This window comes from Streptomyces longispororuber, assembly GCF_014656095.1.
GTDB classification, from domain to species: Bacteria; Actinomycetota; Actinomycetes; order Streptomycetales; family Streptomycetaceae; genus Streptomyces; species Streptomyces longispororuber.
This window is the reverse complement of sequence record NZ_BNBT01000027.1, coordinates 24,935-50,856: the sequence shown is the minus strand read 5'-3', so window position 1 is coordinate 50,856 and position 25,922 is coordinate 24,935. Positions and strand designations below refer to the sequence as shown.

At 68.6% G+C, this 25,922-nt stretch carries 12 protein-coding genes and 1 pseudogene; 8 read left to right on the top strand and 5 right to left on the bottom strand.

All coding sequences use genetic code 11. The annotated features are described in order from the left end of the window. Nucleotides 1-63: 63 nt before the first annotated feature. From pglZ to IE330_RS11990, 3 genes are all read right to left on the bottom strand, one after another. On the bottom strand, nt 64-3,003 hold the full coding sequence (gene pglZ / locus IE330_RS12000) for a BREX-2 system phosphatase PglZ (protein ID WP_190135918.1): 2,940 nt from the start codon (nt 3,001-3,003) through the stop codon (nt 64-66). After that, nucleotides 3,003-6,899, bottom strand: a complete 3,897-nt coding sequence (pglY, locus tag IE330_RS11995; RefSeq protein ID WP_190135917.1) for a BREX-2 system ATPase PglY — start codon at nt 6,897-6,899, stop codon at nt 3,003-3,005. The genes pglZ and pglY overlap by 1 nt, the downstream gene beginning before the upstream one ends. Nucleotides 6,900-6,970: 71 nt before the next feature. Continuing rightward, complete coding sequence (locus IE330_RS11990; RefSeq protein ID WP_190135916.1) at nt 6,971-7,507, bottom strand: ATP-binding protein; 537 nt, start codon at nt 7,505-7,507, stop codon at nt 6,971-6,973. Nucleotides 7,508-7,604: 97 nt separating this feature from the next. Here IE330_RS11990 and IE330_RS38835 point away from each other — a divergent pair. Together IE330_RS38835 and IE330_RS11985 are read left to right on the top strand one after the other, a co-directional pair. Next, nucleotides 7,605-7,766: pseudogene (locus tag IE330_RS38835) on the top strand (transcriptional regulator); the annotation flags it as partial. After that, nucleotides 7,763-7,951, top strand: coding sequence for a DUF397 domain-containing protein (locus IE330_RS11985; protein WP_190135915.1), 189 nt, complete (start codon nt 7,763-7,765; stop codon nt 7,949-7,951). The pseudogene IE330_RS38835 and the gene IE330_RS11985, both read left to right, overlap by 4 nt. 46 nt (nt 7,952-7,997) lie before the next feature. Here the strand turns inward: IE330_RS11985 and pglX are convergent, their stop codons facing one another. Together pglX and pglW are read right to left on the bottom strand one after the other, a co-directional pair. Beyond that, a complete protein-coding gene (gene pglX, locus IE330_RS11980) occupies nt 7,998-11,660 on the bottom strand; it encodes a BREX-2 system adenine-specific DNA-methyltransferase PglX (protein ID WP_190135914.1) in 3,663 nt (1,220 codons plus the stop codon). 83 nt (nt 11,661-11,743) lie between these two features. After that, nucleotides 11,744-16,405, bottom strand: coding sequence for a BREX system serine/threonine kinase PglW (gene pglW, locus IE330_RS11975; RefSeq protein WP_190135913.1), 4,662 nt, complete (start codon nt 16,403-16,405; stop codon nt 11,744-11,746). 567 nt (nt 16,406-16,972) lie between these two features. Here pglW and IE330_RS11970 point away from each other — a divergent pair. From IE330_RS11970 to IE330_RS11945, 6 genes are all read left to right on the top strand, one after another. Then, entirely contained in the window at nt 16,973-17,593 is a 621-nt protein-coding gene (locus tag IE330_RS11970; protein WP_190135912.1) for a restriction endonuclease, read from the top strand. 63 nt (nt 17,594-17,656) lie between these two features. Then, nucleotides 17,657-18,055, top strand: a complete 399-nt coding sequence (locus IE330_RS11965) for an effector-associated constant component EACC1 (protein WP_190135911.1) — start codon at nt 17,657-17,659, stop codon at nt 18,053-18,055. Continuing rightward, nucleotides 18,052-21,741 carry a caspase, EACC1-associated type gene (locus IE330_RS11960; RefSeq protein ID WP_268257285.1) on the top strand — a complete coding sequence of 1,230 codons (3,690 nt, stop codon included), beginning with the start codon at nt 18,052-18,054 and terminating at the stop codon, nt 21,739-21,741. Before IE330_RS11965 ends, IE330_RS11960 begins: the two co-directional genes overlap by 4 nt. Nucleotides 21,742-21,942: 201 nt before the next feature. Next, nucleotides 21,943-22,779: a vWA domain-containing protein gene (locus IE330_RS11955; protein WP_190135909.1), complete on the top strand. Its 837-nt coding sequence runs from the start codon at nt 21,943-21,945 to the stop codon at nt 22,777-22,779. A 17-nt stretch (nt 22,780-22,796) separates the two neighbouring features. Then, complete coding sequence (locus tag IE330_RS11950) at nt 22,797-23,624, top strand: hypothetical protein (RefSeq protein ID WP_229925581.1); 828 nt, start codon at nt 22,797-22,799, stop codon at nt 23,622-23,624. Between the two features lie 2 nt (nt 23,625-23,626). Further along, a complete protein-coding gene (locus IE330_RS11945) occupies nt 23,627-25,807 on the top strand; it encodes a protein kinase family protein (protein ID WP_229925580.1) in 2,181 nt (726 codons plus the stop codon). Nucleotides 25,808-25,922: the final 115 nt, after the last annotated feature.

Sequence of the window (25,922 nt, the reverse complement as noted above, 5' to 3'; positions counted from 1 at the left end):
GTCTCCCATCAGGGAGGTAGCTGGACGGCCGGAGTGCCGGCAGCCGGATCCCGGTCGTCGTGCTCACGGGGTGCGTAGTCCGAACTGTTCGATCAGCTGAGCCCGGTGCAGGCGCAGGGTGCGGTTGTCGGGGAGGATCTCCAGGATCTGGGCGCCGTCGTAGTTGAGCAGCTGGGCCAGGGTCGCGGCGAAGCCGGGGGCGCGGATGGCGGGCTGGCCCACGCGTTCGGCCAGGGCGGTCATGGGCAGTGTGCCCGATTCGACGAGGGCGACCAGCGCCTTGGGGAGGACGGACGGGTCCCGAGGCTTCCGGGCGAGCAGGTCCAGCTGCGCCGCGTACAGCTCGGTGGCCACGAGACGTTCCACGAGCGCGACGGCAGGTGGCTGAGCCTGGGTGGCGGGGGCTTCGGGTTTCGGTGCGGGGGCGGCAGGCTTCTGGGACGCGGGAGGGGTAAGTTCCTCCTCACCGAAGAGACTGATGATGCCCTCTGCCAGGGGCGGGGCGGTCTTCTTGGACTGCTTGGCGCCCGGACGCGACGGCGTGGCGGCGGGGGTGGCGGTGCCGGACGAGGTGACGGCCTCGGCACCGGATTCCGCCTCGATGCCCGTCTCGTCCGACCACCACAGCGGAGCCGGATCGCCCAGCTCCCGCCACCCTTTCGGTGGTTCGGCACCGAAGGGCAGCAGGGCGAGCAGCGGGATGGTGAATTCGGAGAGGGTCGCACCGCCGTGGTAACCCGCCTTAAGGGCGGTGTACCGGGCGTCGTGGTCGCGCAGAGCGACGATACGCGAGCCGGGCTCCGGCCAAACCACCCGCGGCCCGGCCAGTGCGATCTCGGAGGGGGTGACCGGACCGCCGGGGCTGCGGTGACGGGCTGAACCGATGGTGCCGGCGGGTGCGTCGAGCCTGCTGCTCCGCCGTTCGACGACATGGCCGTGGTCGGAGGTCAGGAGTACGGTCATGCCATTCGTGCGTGCGGCCCGCAACAGCGGTTCGAAACCGCTGACTTCGTTGGCCTGCCAGGCTCCGTCCCCGAGCTTCTGTTCCTTGGCCAGCCGGTCGTCGACGGTGTTGAGGACGACAGCGACATGCATGCGCTCGTCGGCGAGGGCCTCGCCCAGGGCGGTGGAGAAGAGCGAGCCGGTGTCGGGGCCGCGCAGGTCGTCCTTGTGGAAGACGGCCGCCGGGGCGCCCCGCCAGCAGGAGTGCTGAGGGAAGAGCCGCTTCTCATCGTTCTGGTCGCCCTTCATCAGGGTTCCGGTGAGGAGCGAGGTGCGCGAGACGGCGGTGAGTGTGGGCAGCGCCGCTGCCACGGCACGGCGCACCGGTGCGCCGTGAGCCCCGGAAAGTGGGTCGAACTCGGCCCACTGCTGGCGCAATTCCTGCCCCAGCTCGGCCGCTATGGCCGCGCTCATCCCGTCCAGGAGCAACAGCAGGACCCGGCGGCCCGGCTCGGCGACGACCGGTGCGACGACACGCGTCAGGAGGGACTCGGCGGTGAGCAGGGAACCGGGGGAGCTGCCGTCCGCCGTCCACACTGCGAGCCGTTCGCTGAAGGCGTGGTCGAGCGCGCGGCGGGTCCGCCGTACCTGGTCGCCGATCCGGTTGTACGCGGCGGCGAGTACGGGGTCGGGGTCTCCGCCCGCCTCCAGGTGTTCCAGGGCGCGGTCGGCCCAGCCGAGTTCGCGGATCTGGCGGTCCGTCCCGTCGGTCACCGACTCGATCTCTTCCGAGGGGTTCCCGGCCAGCCATCGCCGCAGTCGCACGGCCATCCGGACCCGCTCGATCCGGGCCCGGGTCTCACCGTCGCCGGTGGCAAGCGCGTGCGCGCGGAGCGCGGTGACGGAGTCCGTGACCACCTCGGTGGAGCCGCCGGTCAGTGCGTGACCGGCGGCGGTGAATCGGGCGTCGAGTCCGGCGGGCAGGAGCGGACTGGCGGTGGCGGCTGCCTGCGCCCCGAACTGGGCGACCAGCTGTGCGGCCCGAGTCAGGACCGGGTCGGCGAGACGGTGCTCACCCCGGTTTATGAGATCGCGTACGTACGCCTCACCGCTGCGGGCGAAGGAGGCCAGGAGACGGTCGAGTTCGTCGCCCTGGGCGGGCGGCTGCTCGCCGAGCCACCGTTCGGCCCGGCCGCGTGCGCGGTACAGGTCGTGGTCTGGCTCCGCGTGTCCCCACAGGGCGGCGCAGACCACCGCGTACGCAGCTGCGTCGGGGCCGTGGTCGGCATCGACCAGAGCGGTGATCACCCTGCCCGTGGAGCCGCCCTGCTCGGGTGCGGCGAGGAAGCGGGCGAGGCCGGCCTTCTCCGGTCCGCGCAGCTCGCGCAGGAGGTCCGGGCCACCGGGGGTGAGGGTCCACCGGAACAGGGCGACGGGGTCGACCCGGTCCGCTTCACCTGGCAGGACGCGTACCGAGGGTGTGTCGCCGCTGTCGTCGTCGAGGCGGAGCCGACGACGGGTCAGCCGGGTGAGGGCCTCGTCGCGGGAGAGCACGCCCCTGCCGATCGAGCGCCAGCCTCGAGTACCCGCCGCGTCCAGGAGCGCCTCGGCCGCCCAGGTCTCGCCGCGCAGGCGGGTGTCGAGGCCGCTCGCGCCGAATGCCTCCTGCACCACCTCCCAGTTGTCGACGGACCTGACGCGGCGACCGTAGACGCGGGCGAGCAGACCGGGATCGAGCTCGGTGTTCTCCCGGTCGGTGAGGACAACGAGGACGCGCGGCTCCGGCGGTACCCGCGCCTCCAAGTGGTCCAGGATCTGCTCGTGCACCGCGAGGACGGACGGCGCGACAGCCACCCGCACCTGCGTCCCGCCCACCGTCGGCTGCACGGCAGCCCCGTCCCATTGCGGGGCGGCCCGGAGCAGCATGACGCGGACCGCGCCGTCGCAGAGCTTGCTGCGCGCGGCGACGAACTGGCGGACCGTGCTCACCGAAAGGCGGGCGGGACCTGCGGCGGAGGGTCCCGGCCCGGCGGCGGGCGCGGTGGTGGTTGTGCCGGACATCAGTCGACGACCTTCCAGGTGACCTCGACGGTGGCGTCGGGGTGTGCCGCGGCGAGTGCCGCGATCTCGGCCTGTAGCTCCGCGGCCGCCCGGGCGGCCGTCGTCCGGCCGCCACCGGAGCGGGCCACCGGGAGGGCCGGATCACGTGGCGCGGGCGGCGGCGTCCGCAGCACCTGCGGATGGGCGGAGCCTCCGTCCAAGGGCACTGTGTCGGAGCTGGGTGCCGAAGCGACGGGCCGCTGCGGGGCCGGCGGCGGACTCTGCCGGGACCGCAGCAGTGCCATCACGTCCCGGCTGCCCTTCTTCAGTACGGCTGGCAGGTCGGGGTAGTCGCCGGGATCGCCGGCCGCGGCGTCGCGCACCCGCTCCAGGATTGCCGCACCGTCCCGGCCGAGTGTGTCGGCCAGCTCCAGCTGTTCACCCCAGCTGGTGTTCTGCAGCGCATCGGCCACGACTCCGGCACTGGTCAGCGACATTCCGTAACGGTGCGCGTTGAACCCGCCGAGATCGAAGTCGGCCAGGCAGTCCACTACAGCCTTGGCACCGAGGTTCTCCGCTCGCACCGCGTCCACCAGCTCCTGGGCCCGCCGAGCGAGCACGAGGCGGGGCGAGGCGTCGTCCAGGTGCAGGAACCTTCGGTGCTGCTCCAGCTCCGTGACGAGTCGTCCCGCATCGGGCGCGAACGCGTTCGCGGCCTTGCGGATCTGCCCCGCGAACTGGTTCACGATCCGCCCGCGCCGCAGCTGCGGCGCGGGCGTGCCGAACACCGTCTCGTATCGCTTGCGCGCCTCCGCCCAGTCCGCCTCGGTGGGCAGTGGCTGCTCCCGCAGTGCGTAGTCACGCTTCAGGTCGCTCGGCAGCGGTGCGGGTTCGACCGCGACTCCGCCGCGCACCCACACGCGGTCGGACATTTCCGCGTACGCGGCGGCGAGCAGCCGACGCAGCGGCTCGGGCAGGCCGCGCGGGTCGGGCTGGTCGGTCCAGTCGGAGAGCTTGACCAGGGTCGGCTCGGCGACCCCGTCCCGGCGGGCCTGGGCGTTGAAGTGGTCGAGCCAGGCGGTGGACTGCCGGTAGTACGCCTCCTGCATCACACCGAGCTTGAGGCCGCCTGCGATCCGTGCCATGACCTTGCGGTCCTTCGCCTCGACCTCCACCTGCCCGTCACGGTCCTCGGCGGCCTTGCGCACGTACTCGAAGACGGTTTTGATCTCGGCGGCTCGCAGCGGCTTCCCGGTGCCCTCCGGATCCAGGTCTGGGTGGGCGGGGAACTGGTGGGCGAGCAGCTTCCCGGCCAGCTGACGTGCGGCATCGTCCATCTGCGCGCCGATCGGCAGCTGCAGGTTCGCCACCTGCTGCTGGGCCTCCAGGTGGTTGGTGAAGCCGAGGTCGACGACGCCTTCCTGCTTCTGCGCGAGTCCGTACGCCTGCTTCAGCGCGCCCAGGACCCGCTCGGTGAGGACCTCCCGCTGCGACTGCAGCATGCCCTTGGCACGGGCCTTGTCGTCGGCGTTGAGACTGCGCGCGAACTCAGAGTCGAAGCGGGCCTCGTCGGACAGTGCCTTGTCGATGACGACGAGACGCTCGAAGTCGCCGCGGGTGGCATCGGTCAGATGAGTGGGCAGCCAGGCCAGGGTGCGCGAGTCGCCGCCCGTCTTCTCCCGCAGCGTACGCAGCCGCTGGAGGTCATCCATCGGCCCGAACTCGCCCTCGTCGTAAGGGAAGTCGATGACGAGCCGCCAGGCGCCCTCCTGGCTGGGCCGCAGCGCGGCATCCGACAGCGAGTCGACGTCTGCGACGTTCCCGAAGACCACCTCGACCTGCCGCTCGGTGCCCTTCCACACCAGGTCGAGGGTGTCGTACGGGTCGAACCCGCCGGTCCCGTCGGTGACGCCGAGCGCCTCCTTGAGCAGGGTGCGCATCTTGGTGCGGCGGTTGCCCAGGTTGTTGTGCACCTGGGCGTTGGCGAGTACCGCGTCGAGGTCGACACCGGTCAGTTCGAGGCGGACGACCGCGCCGGGACCGGTGCCGGCGACCTTGATCTCGGGGAAGGTCGCCGCCCATTCCTTCGCCTTCTGCTCCAGGCGGCCGATCTCGGTGCCGGCGATGCGGGTGGTGATGGACCCGTGGTTGAGCGCGTTGAGCCGGGCCAGGGTCAGGTCGGACAGAGCGGGGACGCTCGGTGCGAGCGCGGAGAGGAGCAGCGTCTGGACCAGTCGGCTGTCACCGGTGAAGTCCCGGCAACGGGCCTTCAGCTGCGGGTCGTCGATCGTTTCCGGGCGGCGTCGATACGTCTCCACGTCGTCCTCGGTGACCTGGTTGGTCTTCAGGAGGTACGGGCGCAGTTTCTCGCGGTACAGCTTGTCCGCCGCCTCGAAGTGGACGCTGGTCTCGCCGCTGAACGCCTTGTCGCCGCCGCCGACGATCGCCGGGTACAGATCGCCGAGCGGTACGAGCTGGCCGAGCCGCCAGTCGTCCCGGTGGTCGACCAGGAGCTGGCTCATCAGCTTGAGGCCGGTGCGGGAGCGCTGCAGCGCCCCGGAGATGTGCACCAGGGTGTCCATGAAGGCCGGCGGGAAGGGGTAGGTGCGCCGGAAGGCGTCCTCGTCCGCGCCGGTGGTGGAGTCCTTGTGGCCGAGCAGGGTCTGCCAGACGTCCGGGCCGAGCTTCTTGGCCTCGTCGAAGGCTGCCGCGACCTTCGCCTCGGCCTCGTCGTCGACGGGGTTCAGCAGACGGACCCGTGCGATCGTCGGCAGGTTGCGGTCCTCGAGGACGATCGAGTCGTACCGGCCTCCGTTGAGCTTCAGCGTGTCCTGCACGGCGGCCTCGGCGGCGCCGGACATCTCCTCGCCGACCAGCTCGCGAAGGTCACGCTGGCGGGCGATGAAGGAGACGACAGGGATGGCGCGGCGCTCGTCGGCGCCCTCCACGAAGTTGGTGACCTTGCCTGCCTCGCGGCCGAGCGCCTTCTGGTCGTGGATGAGGGTGGCCAGCCACAGGATCAGCTCGTCCATGAAGAGGACGAGGCCGTCGTAGCCGAGGGACTTGGCGTGCGCGGCGATGATGCCGAGGCCCTTGTCCAGGGAGACGAAACCGTCGGCGTTCTCCGAGGAGTTGCGGGCGAAGGACGGGAAGAGGGTCTTGGTCAGGTCCTGGACGAGCCGGGCCCGCAGCTCCTGCGGGGTGGTCGGGTTGTCCAGGTCGAATCCCTTGGTGTTCTCGTGCTCCTCCTGCGCGGCGACGGCCTGGTCGAGCAGTTCGGTGGTCCAGGCGAATGCCTCGCCCCACTCGTCGCCCTCACCGCTGTCCGCCTCGGCGAGCTGCGCGATCACACGGTCGTCGCCGCTGCCACGGCGATGGGCGGCGAAGTCCTCGAAGAGGCCGTCGGTCAAATAGACCTGCGGCAGATCGCAGCCGGGGTGCACCTTGCGTACGTGCTCCACGTACTTGCCGAGGATGCGCTGCTCAAGGGACTTGGCGCCGAGCATGTGGTACGGGACGAGAAGGAATTTGCGGTCCCCCGCGTCCAGCCAGGGGTGGCGGGCGCGGACGGGGTCGAGGCCCCTCTTGGTGCGGGCGGCCTGGTGGCCGGAGAGCAGGGCGTAGAGCACCGCCATGAAGTGCGACTTACCGGAACCGAACGAACCGTGCAGGTAGGCGGCCTTGGAGGAGTGGCTGTCGAGCGCCGACTTGATCAGGTCCAGTGCCTCGTCGAAGTTGCCGCGCAGGCGATCGGTCACGACGTAGTCCCGCAGGGCGGCCTCGGCGCCCTCGGGCGTGACAGCTTCACCGAGCTTCAGCACGAAGTCGGACGTCGACACACGCTCCGGGATGTGGATCAGCTCGCGGAGGAGGGGGCGGTCCTCTGGACGGGGGGTGTTCCTGCTCATGAACGCCATGGTGTTTGTGCTGCTCCTCGCCCGGCCGGTCCTTCAGCTCCTTCAGCTCGATCACGAGCTGCGCTGCCCGATTAATCGTAGTGGGCGGCACTGACACCAGGAGGGCCAGATTCTGTCCGGCTCTCCCATTCCTCCTGCCGCGGCTCGGCCGGGTCCGGGGTGTCGGCCGGCCGGGCCTGCGCCCGTACGGTCTTGCCGGGGCCGGTGCGGTCCTCGACACCCCAGTCGTCGGCGACGGCTGCCACGAGGGCGAGTCCGCGGCCGCCCTCGGCGTCCGGGTCGGCCATGGAGACCGTCGCGGGGGCGGGTCGCCGCGGGTGGGTGTCGGACACCTCCATGCGTACGACCGCGGTCGCACGTGCCTGCTTGTGGAGGAGGCGTAGCTCGAAGTTCCGACCCGGCACGCGGCCGTGGCGGGCCGCGTTGGCCGCGAGCTCGGCGACGAGGAGAGCGGCGGTGTCGGAGAGCGGGCTGCCGGGCGGGATTCCCCAGTCGTCGAGCCGGGCCACGGCGGCCCGGCGGGCAAGGCTCGCGCCGAGGCGGGTGGCGGGAAAGGAGTGCCTGGACTCGTGGATGGCCAGGGGTGGTTCCACCTGTGATGTCGTCATGATCCCAGCCTTCCGGCGGCGCCCGCCGTGCCTACAGGAACGGCCCCCATACAGATCCATCTGTACTGGTTCACGCTATGGACTGGGTGGGTGACTCAACCAGTGGTTCGGCTACGTCGAGGGACACCGGTCGAGTGCCCTGATCACCGCTTCGAGCGAAGTCAGCATCCTGCTCCAGCGCTATGGCAAGCTGCGTTCCCAGGCCCTGGATTGCCGGGCTACGGTGAGCTTGCTGGAACAGATGCGAGGAGCGCTATGAGCACCACGGAAGACCTGAGCTGGTTCAAGAGCAGCTACAGCGGTGGCGACGGCGACAACTGCATCGAGGCCGCGCTGGACGCCGAAGCGGTCCGCGTCCGGGACTCCAAGGATCTCGGCCGCGACTCGTTCGCCGTTGCCTTCGGCGCCTGGGCGGCTTTCACCGCGCACGTGTCGGGTTCCTGACTGTCGTCTGTGAGGCGGCGGATCAGCCGCCTCACAGACGCGCTGCTCAGTCGGACTCTGCGGAGGCCGCTGCCTTCTTCTTCGGGGCGGCAGCCTTCTTCGCGCGGGTGGCGGGGGCGGGGCGCCAGGCGCGCAGCGTGTCGTCGGTCAGGCCGAGTTCGCCCTGCTTCTGCTGCCGGAAGGCGAGAACTTCGGCGGCGGGGGAGGCGCCGAACTCGGCGTCGTACTCGCCGTACCACTGGTCCAGCCAGGGCTGGAGCTCCAGCAATCCGGCCAGGAACGGCACGATCTCCTCGCTGCCGAGACCAGCGGTCTGGATGTACGAGGCGAGTGCGAGCGCCTGCTCCAGGTGGTCCCAGCCGGCCCACCCGTACAGCTCGGGCGACTGCGCGTTCACCGTGCCGTACGAGACGAACCGCTCCTTGGGCACGTCGAGCTTGCCGCGGGCGCGCCAGTAGCTGGGCTTGAGGAAGTCGGCCGACGTGTACTTCGGCGGAACGGGTGTCCGCTCCCGGATCTTCCGCTTCGCGGGCTCGTCCGGCGCGGCGTCCTCCTCGCGCTGGAGATCCCAGACGTGCTCCCAGTCGGCCCGCTTCTTGAGCGCGGCGGGCTTATACCGGAGGGCCGAGACGAAGGGGACGTGCTCCTCGGAGAGCAGGTCGCGGACGGTCTTGGCGAGGTCCTGGCGGGGCGCGTAGAGGTCGGCGACGGAGGCGAAATCCTCGTCGGCAGAGAGGGCTTCGGTGAGGCGGGCGAGGGTGGTGATGGTGGGGTTGCCGTTCGCGTCGAACCAGTACGAGCGGTCCTCGATCCGGTCGAGCAGCCAAGACTTCAGCGCCTTCTGACGCATGGAGCCCCAGCCCTCGGTGGCCCAGCGGCGCTTGTACTCGGGGCGCTCGATCATGCCGATGGCGCGGTTCGACTCGATGACGTCGATGCGCTTCTGCACGAGGGCGCGGTAGTCGTCGGGCCAGTGGGAGGGGATCTCGGTGATGGGGGTGGACCCGTGCCGCTTGAACCACTCGTCACTGGCCTCACCGGCCTTGACCCGACGAGCGAGCACGATCTCGAAGGCGCGCTCACCGAGGGCGAGTTCGGGGACGGCGTCGGGGTCGGGGAGGCGGAGGTCCTCGGAGTGGAGGTTGTACAGGGAGTAGACCTGCCAGTCCAGTTCCTCCTGGAGGGCGATCATGCGGGCGCGTGTGGAGGTGTAGCGGGCCTCAGCTTCGCGCAAGGAGGGAGCGGTGACGGCCGTTGAGGTGATGAGGGCGGCAGGGGTTGCCACTGAGAGCTGCTCGGCGAGGGCACCAAGCTCGGCGGGGAGCGTGGTGGGGTAGCGAACGGGGATTGGAAATTTTCCGACGTTGGTTCCGTTGAATTGATAAAACTGTTCCCAGAGCTCAGTCTTGATGCCAGATTGATGCCCCTCGGTTCCCTTGCCATGACTTACCATCTTGAGCCAAAATCCTGCCGTGGAGCTATTGAGTAGTCCAAGTAGCTGAACATGCTGTCCATGCGTTACTGCCTTCTTCAGCTTGACCACCGGGGCAGTCTGCTTGAATACCCTACCGCCGCAATCCAATGCGAAATGATTATGTGTAGCCACCTCGGCGAATGCGATTGATAGTGGCGTGGAGTAGCGCTTGGAGAAGAACATCGAGTACTCGTACCAGCGAAGGCCGCGATCGAGGTGAGACTTTCCGAAGGCGATGCGAGCGATGAGGTTCCGGCGGGTAGGCCAGAGGAATCGACTCACAGCCTCGGGGGCGTTTGGCTCCAAGGTCTTTTCGTCGTACGGCCACAGTGAGAGCTCGGCTCCATCAATCAGGTAGTCACGCACATCGCTACCTTCGACGAGCTCGCGCCGGTGAGTCTCTGTAATTCCTGCGCGTCGCAAGGTTCCTGAACCAACCATATATGCGTCATCTTCGCGCGTAACCGCACCTGCGCCGATTTCATCGGAAACCAATTCTAGCCTGGTGTGGGCTGCATTATCGAGCTGATCGATCAGCTCCTGCCCCCCAGCCGTTAGGATCCAGGGTCGCTTATCAAAGATTCCCGCTCGAGTAAGATCATCGACCGAAACCCACCTGCTAGAGCTCATCGGCACATCGATCTGCGTAGCGATCGCCCGCCACACCAATCCATCTTCGGCTTTCATCGGCACAGACGGCTCCCCCTGAGCGCTCCGTACTGCCCGAATAGTTGCCTGCCGCTTAGCTCCCTCTCTCGGGCGCCCCACAAGGATCACCGTGGGTGTCCCGTGCCCCGGGATATATGCCCCGGATGTGTCAATTACCTCGGTGAGCTCAACTTTTTGCGCGAAGTACTCCTCGATCAGCTTCGTCCCGAACTCCCGCTTCATGAAGGAGTTCGCCGTGATCTGGCCGACCATGCCGTACCCGGCCTCATCGCCCCCGCCCCGCTTGGCCAGCTCGAAGAACCTCTGAGCGAACGGCACCGACAGCGCGTACGTTCCCGCACACGCGTCGTATAGCTCCCGATAAAGTTGGTTGAGCTTCTTGTCCTTGACTGTGATGTAAGGCGGATTCCCCACCACCACGTGATACCGTCCCTGCTGCAAAATCCCCGGATACTCGTGCACGTCCTCCGTCGCATACGAGAACTCCGCCAGTGGGTCACCCGCAGCCCCCTCCTCCCCAAGTCCCAGCTGCAGCTCCAACTGCCGGTCCTTGATAAGGGAGTCGCCCACCGCTAGCTGGATCGGCCACTCGTACTCCCGCGCCGCCCCAAACGTCCGCAGCCCACTCGCCGCCATCGCCGCCACAAGCAACCGGAACCGCGCTACCGCCACCGCGAACGGGTTCAGGTCCACCCCGTGCACTGACTCCAGCGCCGCCCGCACCCGCTCGTACGGACCGACCTCCGGCCGCTCCTCGGCCCGCAGCCGCACCAGCCGCCGGAAGGCACCCAGCACAAAGTGCCCTGACCCACACGTCGGGTCGATCATCTTCAGCTCTTCGAAGCCGAACTCCCGCACCGCAGGCGTCATCGTCCGGTCGAGGATGAACTCCTCCACGAACTCCGGGGTTTGGAGCAACGCGTACGTCTTTCGCGCCGCCTCGCTCAGGTCTTGGTACAGGTCGCCCAGGAACCGGGTGTCCCAGCCCTCCGTGCCGTCCTCGCTCAGCGGGTCGGTGAAGTCGTGGACCAGCACCGACGTGCTGCCAGAGCCGTCTTCCGCCTCCACCGACTTCTGCTCCCGCCAGAACGCCAACAGCGCGCCCGCCCCGTCATGCGACAGCGGAATCTGGTACAGCGGATTGTGGTCCCGGTCGAACAGCAGCCGCCCCGCCTGCCCCGCCCCCAGCTCTGCGAACGCCGTCTCCAGCCACCCGCGGTACGTCGGATCGGCGTCCTTCGCCATGTACTCCTCGTACCGCGCCTGGGCCACCTCTCGCCCCGCCACATCAGGCGCCGTAATGTACGGCTCCGCGATCAGCCGATTGTCCTCGCTGAACCGGACGAACACCGTGCCGAGCACCCACGCCACCGCGACCTGCGTGACCCGCTCTCCGAGCCAGCTGTTCCACGTGGCCGCCGTGCGCCCCAGCTTCTTCGCCTGGTCGTACTCGCCGCGCAGCCGTGCCCCGACCTCGGGAACGGCCTTGACCTGCGCGTCCAGGTCAGTCTCTGCCGCCTTGACCTGCTTCTGCAGGTCACTGAGGAGGCTCTTGCGGTCGATCACGGACTGCTCCCGAAGTTGTGACTAAAAAAGCGAGACGAGAAGGAGGACGGAAGAGGCGACGATCCGCCGCCGTACCGCAGGTGTCAGACGTCCTGCGCGAGATGTTTTCGCGCCACCCACGCGTCCGGCACGACGATCCACTCATCGAACCCAGCCTGGTACGGAACACTCTGCCCGGCCAGCCTCGGCGCGCGGGCCGGGTCGGATTGGGCGACGAGCAGCCACAGCGGGCTGCCGCCCTGCCGGGATTCCTCCGCGAGGCGGCCCAGGAGGTCGAACGCGTCGTAGCGGGCGAGTGCCGCCGTGTCGGTGAGGAGCAGCGGACCGCTGGCCTGAGCCAGACGCTCGCGGAGGAGTGGCTCGACGCGTCCCCACGCCTTGTCCGTACGGACCCGCAACTGCTGGTGGGGCCGCGTGCCCGCCTCGGCGGCGTCCGCCTTGAGGACAGTCTCCCAGGTCGGCTTGGTCGCCTCGGCGATCACGCCGCGCAGTTCGGCCAGGAATAGCCCGGTCAGCGATACGACTGTCGCCCCGTAGGGCGGGCCGGACAGCCGTCGTACCACCGTCTCCGCGCCCTGGTGCGGCACGGTCAGGACCCGGAAACCGTCCTGTCCCGCCGAGTGCACGAGCCGCTGCTCGGCCTTCACCGCCGCCGCGACCGCCGCGTCCGCGTCGTATTGCGTCGGCGCTGACCGCCGCGCCGCCGAGGCCGCGACACCCCAACTCGCGGATGTCATCCCGCTGGTGAACTCCCCGGCGGGTCGGTCCGGGATGAGCCGGAGGGTCTTGTCGTAGCGGGTCGCCAGCTTCAGCTCGAAGCCGGCCTGCTTCAACAGCCGCACCAGCTCGCTGCCGACCGGCAGTTCGCGCGGGACGAGAGGATCGTCGCCCAGGTCGGGGAAGCGGGTCGCGACCCGCTTGTGCAGAGCGTCGATGGTGAGCCCCGGCTGGCGCTCCTCCTCGACACCCGGCTGCACGGCGACCACACCGGCCTGGGTGATCCGCAGTGCGCGTACGAGGTCCAGATCGCGTGGATAGATCTCCAGGCGGGGCGTGAGCGCGGCCCCCGGGGAAGCCGCGACCGCGATCTCGGCCGTCCGCCGCTCGTCCCAGCCGAGGGCCCCCGGCGGCTGCCGGATCGCGGCGAGCTTGGTGAGGACCGTGCTCGCCGTCGGCAGGGACTCGAGGTTCGCCAGTTCGTCCGCCTGCGCGCCCAGCTTGAGCGCGTACTCCCGGAGGGCCGGCAGGGTCGGGGTGTCCGCCCCGTCGTCACTGTCCTCTCCGTCGCGGACGTCGATGACGATCAGTCCGAGCACCGGGTCGGCGCCCTTGGGCAGCCGGGCATGGAAGTAACGGAACCGCGGCGGCGTCTCTTCGTACTGCTCCCGGAACTGCTCTCGCTCCACCACCGCACGCAGCAGCGACAGCGCCAGCGCACGCCGGTCCCGACGCTTCACCACCTTGCTGCCTCGCTGGGCGAGCAGCGCATCGGCGAGTTCGAGCACCGGCACGACCCGGCCGCGCTCGGCGACCAGCTCGATCACCTGTTCGCTCAGCAGCTTCAGCGCGAGATCGTTGTACCAGCGCTCGCGCGCTTTCTTCACGATCTGCGGGATGCGTCCCACCGTGAGGCCAAGGGCCTTGGCGACGTCCGTCTGCCGGACCCAGGGCAGCCCCTCGGGCAGGTCACCGTTCTCGTCGGGAAGCCGGAGCAGCAGCCGGACAGCCTCGCGCTCCTTCGCGTTGGAGCGGGCGTTGCCGCCCGACGGACGCGGCACCAGGCGGGACGCGAGGGCGTCCAGACTCAGCCCGCGCAGCACCTCCAGGCCGGTGTCGCCGCCGTCCGCCGCGACCGATTCGGCGACCGCCTGCTCCAGCTCGGTGGCCTCCTCGCGGGCGGCCTTGAGCGCCTCCTTGCTCATCGGCGCCGGTGTTTTGCCGAGTCGCAGATTCCACTGCTTCTGCCGGTTCTGGATCTCCGTGCGGGTCCGGGCGCCCATGCCCGGCGCCGTCAGGAACTTCCGGACCGAGTAGTTGAGGACGTCGCCCACGGTGTTCAGGCCCAGGTCGAACAGTTGGGACTGCGCCGCAAGCGTTAGGCCCGCCACCGACAGCGGTGTGGAGCGGTCGGCCCGTTCCGCCTGCTCGTCGCGGATCTCCTCCGCTGAGGTCTCGTCGTCGCTTTGGCCGATCTGCGGCGCAGCGCTTTCTACCGCCACCACCTTGTTGCCGTGCCCGGAGCTCGGCGCGGTCGTCCGCTGAGCGTCCAGGAAGATCGCGTTCCAGGCGCGCTCCATCGGCTTCAGGTCCGGGAAGCGGTCCTTCACGTCCCGGGCCAGGGCCTTGCGGAAGAAGGCCACCAGGCCGTCCCGTACGGGGTCGTCGAAGGCGTCGGCAGCCAGCTGCGGGTACGGCCACTCCTTCGGATCGGTCTGCCGGGGCGTGACCGAGCCGTCGCCCCAGCGGGGCAGCTCGCGGGACGCCATCTCGTGCAGCGTGACAGCCAGCGCGTACCGCTCGGCGTGGCCGTCGTACGAACCGCGCGTGATGATTCCGACGAAGGGGTCGAGATAGCCCTCGGTGCCCGCCTCGATCTCCTTCGCGGGGTATCCAGCCAGCGAGAAGTCGATCAGGACGAGCTGGCGGGTGCCGTTGGGACGGATCCGGATCGCGATGTTGTCCGGCTTCAGGTCCCTGTGCCAGATGCCCTCCGCCTCCAGGTGCTCCACCGCGCCGAACAGGTACTTTCCGTATGTCTCCAGCTGGTCCATACGGAGGCGGCCGTAGTCCCGCAGCTGACGGGCGACGGTGTCCTCGCGTCTGCGTGCGGCCTTGCCCGTGCCCTCCGTGTCCAGCGCGCGGCTGTCACCTACATACTCCAGGGCGAGCACCCTGCGGCCCGCGAGGGTCAGCGGCTCCCGCTCGTACAGCGCGATGATGCTGGAATCCCGGTGGATCCGACCCAGGACATCGGCCTCCCGGTCGAGCACCACGTGCTTCGCCTCGCTGAGCGCGACCTTGAGCACCGCTACCGGCAGGCTGCCGCTGCGACGGGGCTCACCGGCCAGGTCACGGACCAGGAACGCCCGCGACGTCGAGCCCGTACCGAGACGGCGCACGATCTCCCAGCGCCCGGCGAACACATCACCGGCCACCGCTTCCAGCGGGTCCTTCTCCGGCTCGGTCTGTTCTCCACCGGCCTGCGAGGCCGGGGAAGCGCCGACAGCCGACTCTCCACCCGCGGTGTCCTTGTCGGCGAAAGCCTCCTCGACGAATTCCAGCATCTCCAGGAAGTCGTCGACTGTGGAAAGACGGCGGCTCGGCTCGTACGCGGTGGACGCCTCCACCAGGTCGTCGATGTCGGGATTGAGGCCGTCCACCAGTGCACTCGGGGCGAGCGTCTCACCCGCCTCCAGGCGGGACAGGACCTCACTCTGGGTCGCACCCGGCGCCTGCCCGGTGACCAGGAGATACGTGAGAACGCCGAGCCCGTACACATCGAGCCGGACCGGGTCCGCCTTCGGGATCCGCAGCTCGGGCGCCAGATACGGGTCGGCCTGCTGGGAGACGTGCAGACCGGACACATGAGAGGTGGCCAGCGTCAGCGGCTTGCCCTGGCTGGCGCTGTGCCCGGAGGCGATCTGCCAGTCCGCGATCTGCAGCCGGGGGCTCAGCCAGCGCTGCTCCTCGCCCAGTTCGCGCCCGCGCGGACCGCGGTTGCGCGGGATCACGTGCACCGCGTGCGCCGACAGCGTGCGGTGATGGAGCCGGTTGGAGTGCGCGGAACGGAGCGTCTCGGCGAGCTGGCGGACCAGCGCGAGACGGCCGGGCAGGTCGAGGCGCTCCCCGTGCTCCACCAGGTAGTCGTCGAGCCTGAGGGTCTCCGGGTGGTAGTCGAAGAGGATCGTCGGGCCTGCGGGATGTCCCGACGGCAGGTAGCTCTTCAGCTGGACGGCGCCCGGGTGCCGGAACCGGCTGAGCACCGTGGCCTCACGCGCGGCGGCCTTCTCCACCGAGGCGCGCTCGGTATCCGAAGCGCCCCGCTCGCTGAGGAAGACCCGTACCCGGGCCAGATCGTGCAGTTGGGTGTGACGCCCCAGGTAGTCGGCCCAGGTCGGACCGGAGTCGAATGACTTCGTCTCCAGCAGGTACGACCCCACCTCGTGCTGACGGCGGACGGACGCGATGCCGAGCTGCTTGAGGGCCGCGTCGACCTGGCGCGAGATCCCGGCGGTCATCGGGACCCGGGCACCCTGCGGCGGAACAGCGAGCATCTCGACCAGCTGCCTGATCTTGAAGACGCCATTCAGGTCGGCGCCCGTCAGATTCACCCGGAACTTGTCGTCGGTGAAACAGACCGCCTCACCCACCCAGATCCTCGGCTGCCCGGGGCCACGCCCCACGACGTTCCCGATCAGGCCCGCCAGCTCCTTGGCCTTCTGATTGGTCAGATGCAGCGGATTGCCGTGCCGGCGCTGGGAACCGCCGGGGGTCGTCTGCACCCAGCTGTTCCCGCCGCCGCTCACCGACCCGTGCCAGTCCTTCAGCTCGATCAGGAACACACCGGCCGGCGCGGTGACCATGAGATCGATCTCGCGGACGTGCCCGCTGTTCGCCGTGAAGGTGAAGTTCGACCAGGCACGCCAAGGCTCCTCGTTCGGCAGGAGCCTGCGGATGGCCTCAAGACCGCGGCGCTCGTGCTCGAACTCGGACTCGGTGACCGTCGTCCACCGGCCATCCTCCATGTGGCTCCCGCCCCGTATCAGCTCATGTCCGTGCGTGCCGGTCGCATTCTTGCTGGTGCGGCCCAGGCAGCCCGGCTGAAATCCCGGAAGAAATCCTAGACGGTGGCACCGACACCGAGCGGTTCAGAAGTGACAGCGGCCATACAACGGCAGGCCAGGGGGCTGACGGCATGGGTGAGTGACCGGAACGCGCGCCCTGCGGTTCGTCTGAAGATGTACTGGTCGGAAAGCACGATTCTCCGATACATATGAAGGATTGCGTGGGGGATCGGGGGGTTCAGTGCTGCTTGTCGTGGGATTACTCGGCATAGGCGGATGTGTCCTGGTGTCCCGTTGCGGTGGACCGACGCGGTACCACCGTCCGTGCCGCCGCAGACGCAGAGGCTTGTTCGCCCGTTGCCAGGATCACGGCTTCACCCTTGTCACGGTCACCGACCTGGCGGGACTCGCGCTGTTCGGTCTGGCCTTCGGAGTGTGGATGCTCTTCGGGGCGGCCAGCTGATGCGGCGCAGCCGCAGCCAGGGAGGGTGGGCCGCGATTCCCTGGTGGGCGTGGGGGCTCGGAAGCATGGCAGGGTTCGTCGGGCTGTGGCAGGTGGCCCAGCAGTGGCCGGTGTGGACCGGGTTCGGGCTGGCTTCCGCTGCTGTCGGGCTGGCGTTGAAGCCGGGGCGATCGGCCTTGATGGCGCGGGCCGGCCGCTCTGTGCTTGCCGCAGGGCCCGTGCGCTATTCGCTGGCACATCTCGATTCCCTGGACCCTACGGCGTTCGAACTGGCGATCTGTTCCCTGCTGCGCAGGGACGGTCTGGCCGCGCAGCATGTCGGCCGAGCGGGGGACAAGGGAGCCGACGTACTGGTTGTCGACGGGTCCCGACGGCGGGTGGTCGTGCAGTGCAAGCGGCTGCGACCGGACCGAAGGGTCGGAGACCAGGACGTCCAGCGGGTCAACGGAACCTACCGCCACGACCACGGTGCCGAATTCGCTGTGATCGTCACCACCGGAGGGTTCACGACGGCCGCGAGAGCCAGTGGCCCGCGCTACGGGATCCATCTGGTTGACCGGGACGCGCTGGAGCGGTGGGCCGTCCTGGGGGAGCCGTTGTACCGGATTCTCCGGATCCCCGATGCGCGGGCACGGAGCGGGAGGCGGAGCCCCGGATCCTGGCGTGCAAGAAGGTCGCTGGGGTGACATCACTCAGCAAAACCAACAACTAGCTATGTATGCCGATGAGTTTGCCACCTGAGGGGGAGTATGACCGGCCAGACCGAGTCCGTGCGGATTCAGGTGTCCGGGGCGGACCCGCATCACGCGGAACTGGAGGCGCGAGAACTCCGCGAAGTTCTGCGCCGGTTGGACGACACCGAGGTGCGCTTCGCCCCACCGGAAGCAGCACACGACGCGGAGGGCTCGAAGGGGCCGGCGCTGCTGACCCCGGAGGTCGTGCTTGTTCTCACGGGAGGATCTTTCACGCTGGCCGGGACCGCCATCAAGGCGTGGGTCGCCGTCCGTAAGAGCCGCAAGGTACGCGTCCTACACCCGGACGGCACGGTCACAGAGTTCCAGGGTGGCGTCTCCGGGCGTGAGATCAGGGAGCTGCGGGATGGTGGCAGTAACAGCAGTTCGGGCGCCGGCCCCGGAGCCGGGCGGTGAGCCGAAAGCATGCTCTGCTCGTGGGCACCGCCACCCACCAGGACGTGGGCTACCCCGCCCTGCCTTCGGTGCGCGCGGACATCCACTTCCTGGGCCAGGTCCTTGAGATGCCCGCCGTCGGAGGGTACGAGAAGTGCTCCCGGGTCGAGGACTCGCCGAAAGCGGCGGTCAAGCAGGCCATCGAGGGATTCCTGAGTGCGCGGGAACCGGATGAACTGGTGGTGGTCTACTTCAGTGGCCACGGGGCGTACGACCGCGAGGACGGTCAGCTGTACTTCGTCACCACGGACACCGAGGCCGGGCGGGAGCATCAGACAGCCCTCGAAGCAGGCTTCATCATCGACCAGTTGGAGAAGTGCGCGGCCCGCCGCAAGGTGCTGCTGCTCGACTGCTGTTTCAGCGGTAGCGCGGTGCAGGGCTTTCGCAGCAAAGGGGCACCCGCGACAGCCGCCATGCCGGTGGTCGAAGCCGGAGGAGTACACGTCATCACCGCCTCCCAGCACTGGGAGAAGGCGTTTACCACGGATGCCGACCAGCCTTCGCAGTTCACCCGGGCGATCGTCGACGGCCTGCATTCGGGACGAGCGGACCTGGACGGCGACGGGCAGATCTCCGCGAACGACCTGTTCCGTCACATCAGCCGGGACCTGCAGAAGGCACCGGACGGCCGTCGGCAGACGCCGACCCAGTCGACCCTGTCCGTGACCGGCGACATCTATCTCGCCCGCGCCGCCACCGGCCGCCAGATTCCCGCGCTCAAGCCGCTGCCCGCCGGGCTCACCGCAGTGACCGACACCGCGGGAGACAAGTCGCCGGCGCCCGTAGAGCCCACCGAGGCGGCACACGACGACTCGGCCTTCACCGAGGCCGAATGGACCCGGCTGCTGGCCTACTACCAGCAATGCCTGGAGGCAGAGGGCCGCACCGGTGAACTGCTGCCGCTGGCGGGCAGCGACCCGCCGCGAACGGTCTGGCCGGCCGGGGAGGAAGTTCTTCTCTCCGGCACGGAATCCAGTGTGCAGGCACCACAACGCGTAGTGGACCTCGCCGAGCAGGCGCAGAAGGACGGCGCCGACCTCTGGTACGGGTACCCCGTCGCCGTGCTGTACGACGGCACGCGCCAGGTGTGCGCACCGCTCGCCATGCGCCGGATCGACGTCGAACGCGGACCACAGGGACGCAGCGTCGTCACGCCGTCCGGACCGATCGTCCTCCACCCCGAACTCGTCCTGAACCGGTTGGGCAAGGACGAAGGACGGGAACTGCTCGCCGTCTACCAGCCCAACTGGCGGCCGGGATTCCGCGAGGACATGATCCGCGACCTGCGCAGCCTGCTGCAGGAACTCGGGCTGCCCGACACCGAACATCTCGATCCTGGGGCCCTTGGCGACGGCAGCTCGCTGCGCGCGGCACACGAGGGCGTCCGCAACGTGGCGGTCGTCCACGCGACCCGGTCGGACAGCGCGGCCACAGCACAGCTGATGAAGGACTACACGACGCTGCAGCGGAGCATCAGACAGTTCCCGGAAACGGCACTCGGAGCGTTCACTGCGCAGGGCGAAAAAGAGCCGAGCGCCGAACAGGACGTACAGATCGTCGCGCCACTGGAACTCAACGAAGGACAGGAAGCCGTTATCCGGGCCGCCATGGTCCGCAGGCTCACGGTCGCCACCGGACCACCCGGCACAGGCAAGAGCCAGCTCATCGTCAACACGGTCGCCACCGCCAGGGCAGCCGGACAGACCGTGCTCGTCGCCTCCACCAACAACAAGGCGGTGGACGAGGTCTGGCAGCGGTGCGAGCAACTCGCCCCCGGGCTTCTCGTGCGGACAGGCGCGCAGTCGGTCGTCGACAAGGAGGTGCGCACCTTGGAGGAACTCACCCGCAGCGTCCGGCCCCGGCAGTCCTCCCAGACGCACCGGGGCGAACTGCGGAACCATCTCCGCACACAGGAGTCGCTGCGGCACAGGCTCGCAGAGATCGCGCGCCGGGAGAGGGACCTCGCCGACCTCGGCCGACTGCGTTCCGCCTACGCGGAGAAGCACCACCAGGACCCCAGGACACTCGCCACCGCGCTGGGCGACGACGCCTCCCTGGGACGGTGGCTGCGCCGGGCCCGTACGGCGGCCCGTCTCGGAATCTTCGGGGGATGGCTGCGCGGCCGGTGCGTGCGCAGGCTCGACCCTGTGCCGGTCCAGGTCGCGGACCGTAAGGACTTCGCCGAACTGCTGATGTTCGCCGAAGCGGAAGCCGACTGGCGGCGAATGCGCACCGCGGCTGAAGCGGCGCCCGACGACGCCCAGCTCCACGCCACGCTTCAGGATGCCGACCAGCGGGTCCGTGAGGCCGCGACAACACTGCTGCAGTCATCGGTGGCGGAGCAGGCGATGACTGCCCGTGCCGCCATCCACGAGCGCATCGAGGCCGTGCGGGCGCATTCACCGAGGCAGTGGTCGACCCTGGACCGCCTCCTGCCGCAGGTCTCGGGCTGGGCCGTCACCACGCGTTCCGCACGGCGGTTCCGGGACCGGGCCGCCCTCTTCGACCTGGCCATCGTGGACGAAGCCAGCCAGTGCTCCGCACCGGATGTGCTGCCGCTGCTCTTCCGAGCCCGGCGCGCCCTGGTGATCGGCGACCCCATGCAGCTGCAGCACATCACCACATTGCAGCCACGCCAGGAAGCAGAGGCGCACCGGGAAGCAGGACTGCGGGCGAGCTGGCTCGACGAGCACCGGCTTGAGCACCGCCGCTACTCCGCCTTCCATGCGGCTGCCCATGCGGCAGGTGAGACACTGCTGCTCGACGAGCACTTCCGCTGCCACCCGGACATCGTCGGCATCGCGAACCGCCACTGCTACGGCGGCCGACTGACCGTCCTCACCGACCCCCGGTCGCTGCGGCGCATCAACGGAGTCGACGCCGTGCAGTGGCTCGACGTGAAGGGGACGGCGCGCAGGGGCCACAACGGGTCGTGGCTGAACCAGGACGAAGCCGACCGCGTACATCTCTCGGTGGAGCGTCTGCTCAAGCGGCTTCCGCACGGTTCGACCGTAGGCGTCGTCACTCCCTTCCGGGCCCAGAAGGACCTCATCGCCGATCGCTGGCGGCACGAACCACGGGTCAGGGTCGGGACGGTGCACACCTTCCAGGGAGGACAGCAGGATGTGATCCTGCTGTCCCTCGTCGCGTCCGACCGGATGCGTCCGAGCGCGGTCAACTGGCTTTCCCGCGAGGTCAACCTCTGGAACGTGGCCATCACACGGGCCCGTTCGCATCTCATCGTGTTCGGCGACCGCGACTTCTGGGCGGTCCGGCCCGGCATGCCGCACGCACTCCTCGACGCGGCAGAGGCCAAGGATGGCCTCCCTGCAAACGGTGTTCACCCGGAACATTCCGACGAAGACGTCGGCGACCGGTTGCAGTACCTGCTGACGGACGCGATCCCGGGAGTCCTGATCGACCGGAATGCCGTGGTGGACGGCTACCCCTACGACTTCGACGTCCGCCGCAGTTCAAAGTGCGCTCGGATCCGTCTCGACCACGGTGCATCCACCGGCACAGAGGCCGCACGTCACCTGAGACTCGCCCTCGGTCGAACAGCCCTGCTGCCCAACGGCGTGCGGATCCCTGCCTGGCAGGTATGGGACGGGCGGACGGAACGGGTGGTGGGCCGGCTCGACAACTGAATGTGCAGGGAGGGGCGGGCAGCGCTGAAGAACGCATCGGGATGAGCGCGAAGAGCGATATGACTGCGACAGCCGAAGCCTGTCCCTATCATCGGACCGGGGAATCTCGGTGTCCCGGCCCGCACGCCGGGAGCCCCCGCGTCGGCATGCGTACGAGCTTCTCCGACGACCGGTTTCCCCGCAATTCGCCAGGAGTTCACCGTGCCGTACACAGCAGAGATCAGCCGCTCCAATCCGACGAGCATCATCTTCCTCGTCGACCAGTCGACCTCCATGAGCGATCCCATTGGTGGTGAAGTACCGCAGCAGAAGGCAGATGTCGTTGCCGACGCCATCAACCGCCTGCTCACCGAACTTTCCGTCAAATGCGCGAAAGAAGAGGGTGTACGCGACTACTTCCACGTCGCGGTCATCGGCTACGGAGCCACCGTGGGCTCGGCGCTCGCGGGGCCGCTCGAAGGACGGGACCTCGTTCCCCTGAGCGAGGTGGCGGACAACCCGGCCCGCATCGACGAGCGAAGCAAGAAGGTTCCCGACGGTGCCGGTGGACTGGTGGAGACCGCCGTCAACTTCCCTCTATGGATGGATCCGAGAGCCCACGGGGGGACCCCGATGAACCGTGCGTTGCAGTACGCGGAGGGACTCGTCGCCGGCTGGACCGAGCAGTATCCGGCCGGTTTCCCGCCCATCGTCATCAACCTGACGGATGGCGAGTCGACCGACGGCGACCCCACCGCTGCCGCCGAGGCCGTCACCTCCCACGCCACAGCGGATGGAGCGGCACTGCTGTTCAATCTGCATGTGTCCGCGGCGGGCGGTACACCGACCGCGTTCCCCGACTCGGCCGACACCCTCCCTGACAGTTACGCCCGGACCCTGTTCGGCATGTCCAGCCCGTTGCCGAGCCACATGCGGTCGTACGCGGCCTCGCAGGGGCAGCGAGTCAGCGAGACCACTCGCGGGTTCGTCTACAACGCAGACATCACCACGGTCATCCAGTTCCTCGACATCGGAACTCGGGCCACCGAACTGCGGTGACGACCTCCACTTCCTGCGTGTACGTCACGCATCTGGTGGCTCCCAAGAAGGGAAGCACGGCAGCGGAATGCGAGGACGCCGTCGCCGTGCTTCCCGGGCATCCGCACGATCACATGCTGCGGGAGCCATTCGCGGCAGGCATCTGCGACGGAGCCACGGAAAGCGCACTGGCCAAGGACTGGGCCAGGCTGCTGTCCCGCACCGCGGCCGAACACGCCATGGCGTGGCCGGACGTACTGGCAGGCGGAACTTCCTTCGAGCAGTTCGCAGAGGCCGTGGTGGCCCGGTGGGGGCCCTGGCTGGCCGACTACACAATGGCTCGCCAGGCAGACGGGCGTCCACTGAAGTGGTACGAGCACACCAAGCTTGAGGAGGGCGCCTACGCGACGCTGCTCACGCTGCGCGTCGACCCGGAGAGCGGTGCCCACAACGGTAAAACGGCACCGTCCTGGCGGTGGCGTGCCGCTGCCCTCGGGGACAGCTGCCTGTTCCACCTACGCGACAACCAGTTGATACAGACGTTCCCTGTGTCGGCCGTCGAGGAATTCGGCACCACTCCCGATCTCTTCAGCAGCCGGAACCGTGACGCCGTGCTCCTTGCCGACCGTACGAGGTTCACCGGAGGGAACTGTCGGCCGGGAGACCGCCTGCTCCTGATGACGGACGCTCTGGCCGCTTGGCTCATGTCGGCTCCGGACCAGGCTGACGCCGTCGGCCAGCTCCTCGAATACGCCGGGCCCGACGACCTGGACGACTTTAACAACTGGCTGAACGGGCTGCGGGACAGTCAGCAGTTGCGCAATGACGACGTGGCGTTCGTGCGGATCGATTTCGAGGGACGGTGAACATGGGCCCGGCCACCGGTTCACAGCGCCGGTTCCCCAGCGGTGCCGAGTATGCGGAAGCTCTGCAGCACACCCAGTTGTGCTTCCATCATCCAGAACTCAAGGGCGCTCGGCCCGAGCTGACCGGACTCGGTCTGCCGCGCCCCATCTCCGGCGCCTTCGCCAGTGTCTTCTCCCTGACCTCACCAACATCGGGCCGACGGTACGCGGTCAAGTGCTTCACCCGTCACGTCCCGGAGCAGGAACGCCGGTACGAGGCCATCAGCTCCCGTCTCGCCCTGCTCGACCCGGCGGAGCTCTCTCAGCCGTGGAACCTCGGTTTCGAATACCTTCCCGACGCCATCAGCGTCGGGCGGGAACGCTACCCGGTACTCAAGATGGAGTGGGCCGAGGCCGTCACCCTGTCGTCCTGGCTCGATGACAACCATGCGGATCGGATCGCCGTGGATCGCCTGGCTGACCGGTTCGAGGAACTGACCCGAGACCTGGCGGACCACCAGATCGCCCATGGCGATCTGCAGCACGGCAACCTGCTCGTGGCGAGCGACGACACCTTGCGACTGGTCGACTACGACGGCATGTATGTCCCGGCACTGGCCGGCCTCGGAGGGACCGAGCGAGGGCACCGGAACTATCAGTCGCCCCTGCGGGGTAACGACGACTTCGGAGTAGATCTTGACCGGTTCTCCACCTGGGTCATCTTCCTCTCGTTGAAGGCGATCGCCTCGGAACCGGCTCTGTGGTCCCGGTTGCATGAACCCAGCGGTGAATTCCTCCTGCTCACCGAGGAAGATTTTACGAGCCCGGCCGAGTCCGCACGATTGCAGACGTTGCTCACTCATCCCGACCGTATGGTGAGCGGACTCGCCGACCAGGTGCGGACCCTGGCCTGCCAGCCCCTGGACATGCTGCCACCACTCACCCTGGCCGTGCCCAGGCAGCGCCCAGCCGCAACGGTGATCACGGACACCACTGCTCACAGTGGGGCCACCGCCCCGGGGGCGGGCGGCCTACCCGACTGGATGGCAGGACACATTACCTCTGCGGCGTCGCCCCCACAGCCCGCGCCCTCGGTCGCCCCACCAGACAGATTTCAGGTCAGGACGCCACTGGATGTCGCCGTAGCCGTCGTCTGGCCCCTGATGTTGGCGGTGACCGTACTGGCACTTTTCGTGAGCCTCTCGACGGCCCCGTTCGGTCCGGCAGTGCCGGTGCTCGCCGCCGTCGCGTTCTCGGTGTTCGGGCGGGCCCGCCGCACGGAGTGGACTCAGGCACGGGCCGTTCTCTCCGAACTCACGGCGGAACTGGGCCAGCTCGACGACCCGCTCAAGGCCGAGGGGAAGCTACGCAAGGACCGGGCGAAGTTCGACGCCGCAGAGACGAAGCGCACCGCGGACCATCCGCGAGCACAGAGCAAACTCACCGCGAGCTATCAGGCAGAGCTCCAGCAGATCGAGAAGCGCAGGATCCGTAAGCGGCAGGAGCTGGACAAGAAGATCGCCGGGCTTTCGGCGGAGCGAGGGAAAGCGTTACGAACGGCGCTTGCCGCTCGGCAGTCCGCCTATGTGCGGGACCGTCTCGGAGGACAGCTGATCGCCCGGAATCCGCCGTACGGCATCGGACCGAAACTGGCCGCGCGGCTTGCGGCAGCGGGGGTCCGTACCGCAGCCGACTTCACCGGATACCGTACCGTGCAAAATGCGCAATACAACAGCGTCGGTGCCGAACTGGTACTCAGCAACGGCCGCCGCATCGATGTCCAGGGCATCGGTGAGGCCAAGGCCATCGCACTCGATGTCTGGCGCAGGCAACTGGTCGCCGCTGCCGAAGCCGATCAGCCCACCGCGCTCACCGCACAGGAACGACAGTCGATCGACCAGGGCATCGAGGTCCGGCGCACCCGCCTCACCACTGAGCTGCGCTCCGTGGACGCGGCAGCTGAAGCCGCACGGACGAAGGCTCAGCAGGAGTTGGAGGACGGCCAGGCGCGGCTTACCCAGGAGAACGCCCTGGCCGACGAGCGGGCCCGCCGACAGCGGAAGGAGTTCAGCCGGCGCGCGGTTACGCTCCAGCAGAACAGTGCGCGCCATGCGGCACTGAGCTCTGCTGCCGAGACAGCTGAGGCTCACCGGCGCAGGCTGTCTCTCGTGCGATACCTGCGATTCCTCTACACCGGTCGCTGAACCGCGCCCCCGAAATGCACGATGTCGCATCCACGGTCGGCCTGGTGCTCCATACGGCCGAAGGGCCAGGGATAGGTGTAGGGGAACGTGAAAGGGGCACCGGACCGGTACGGTA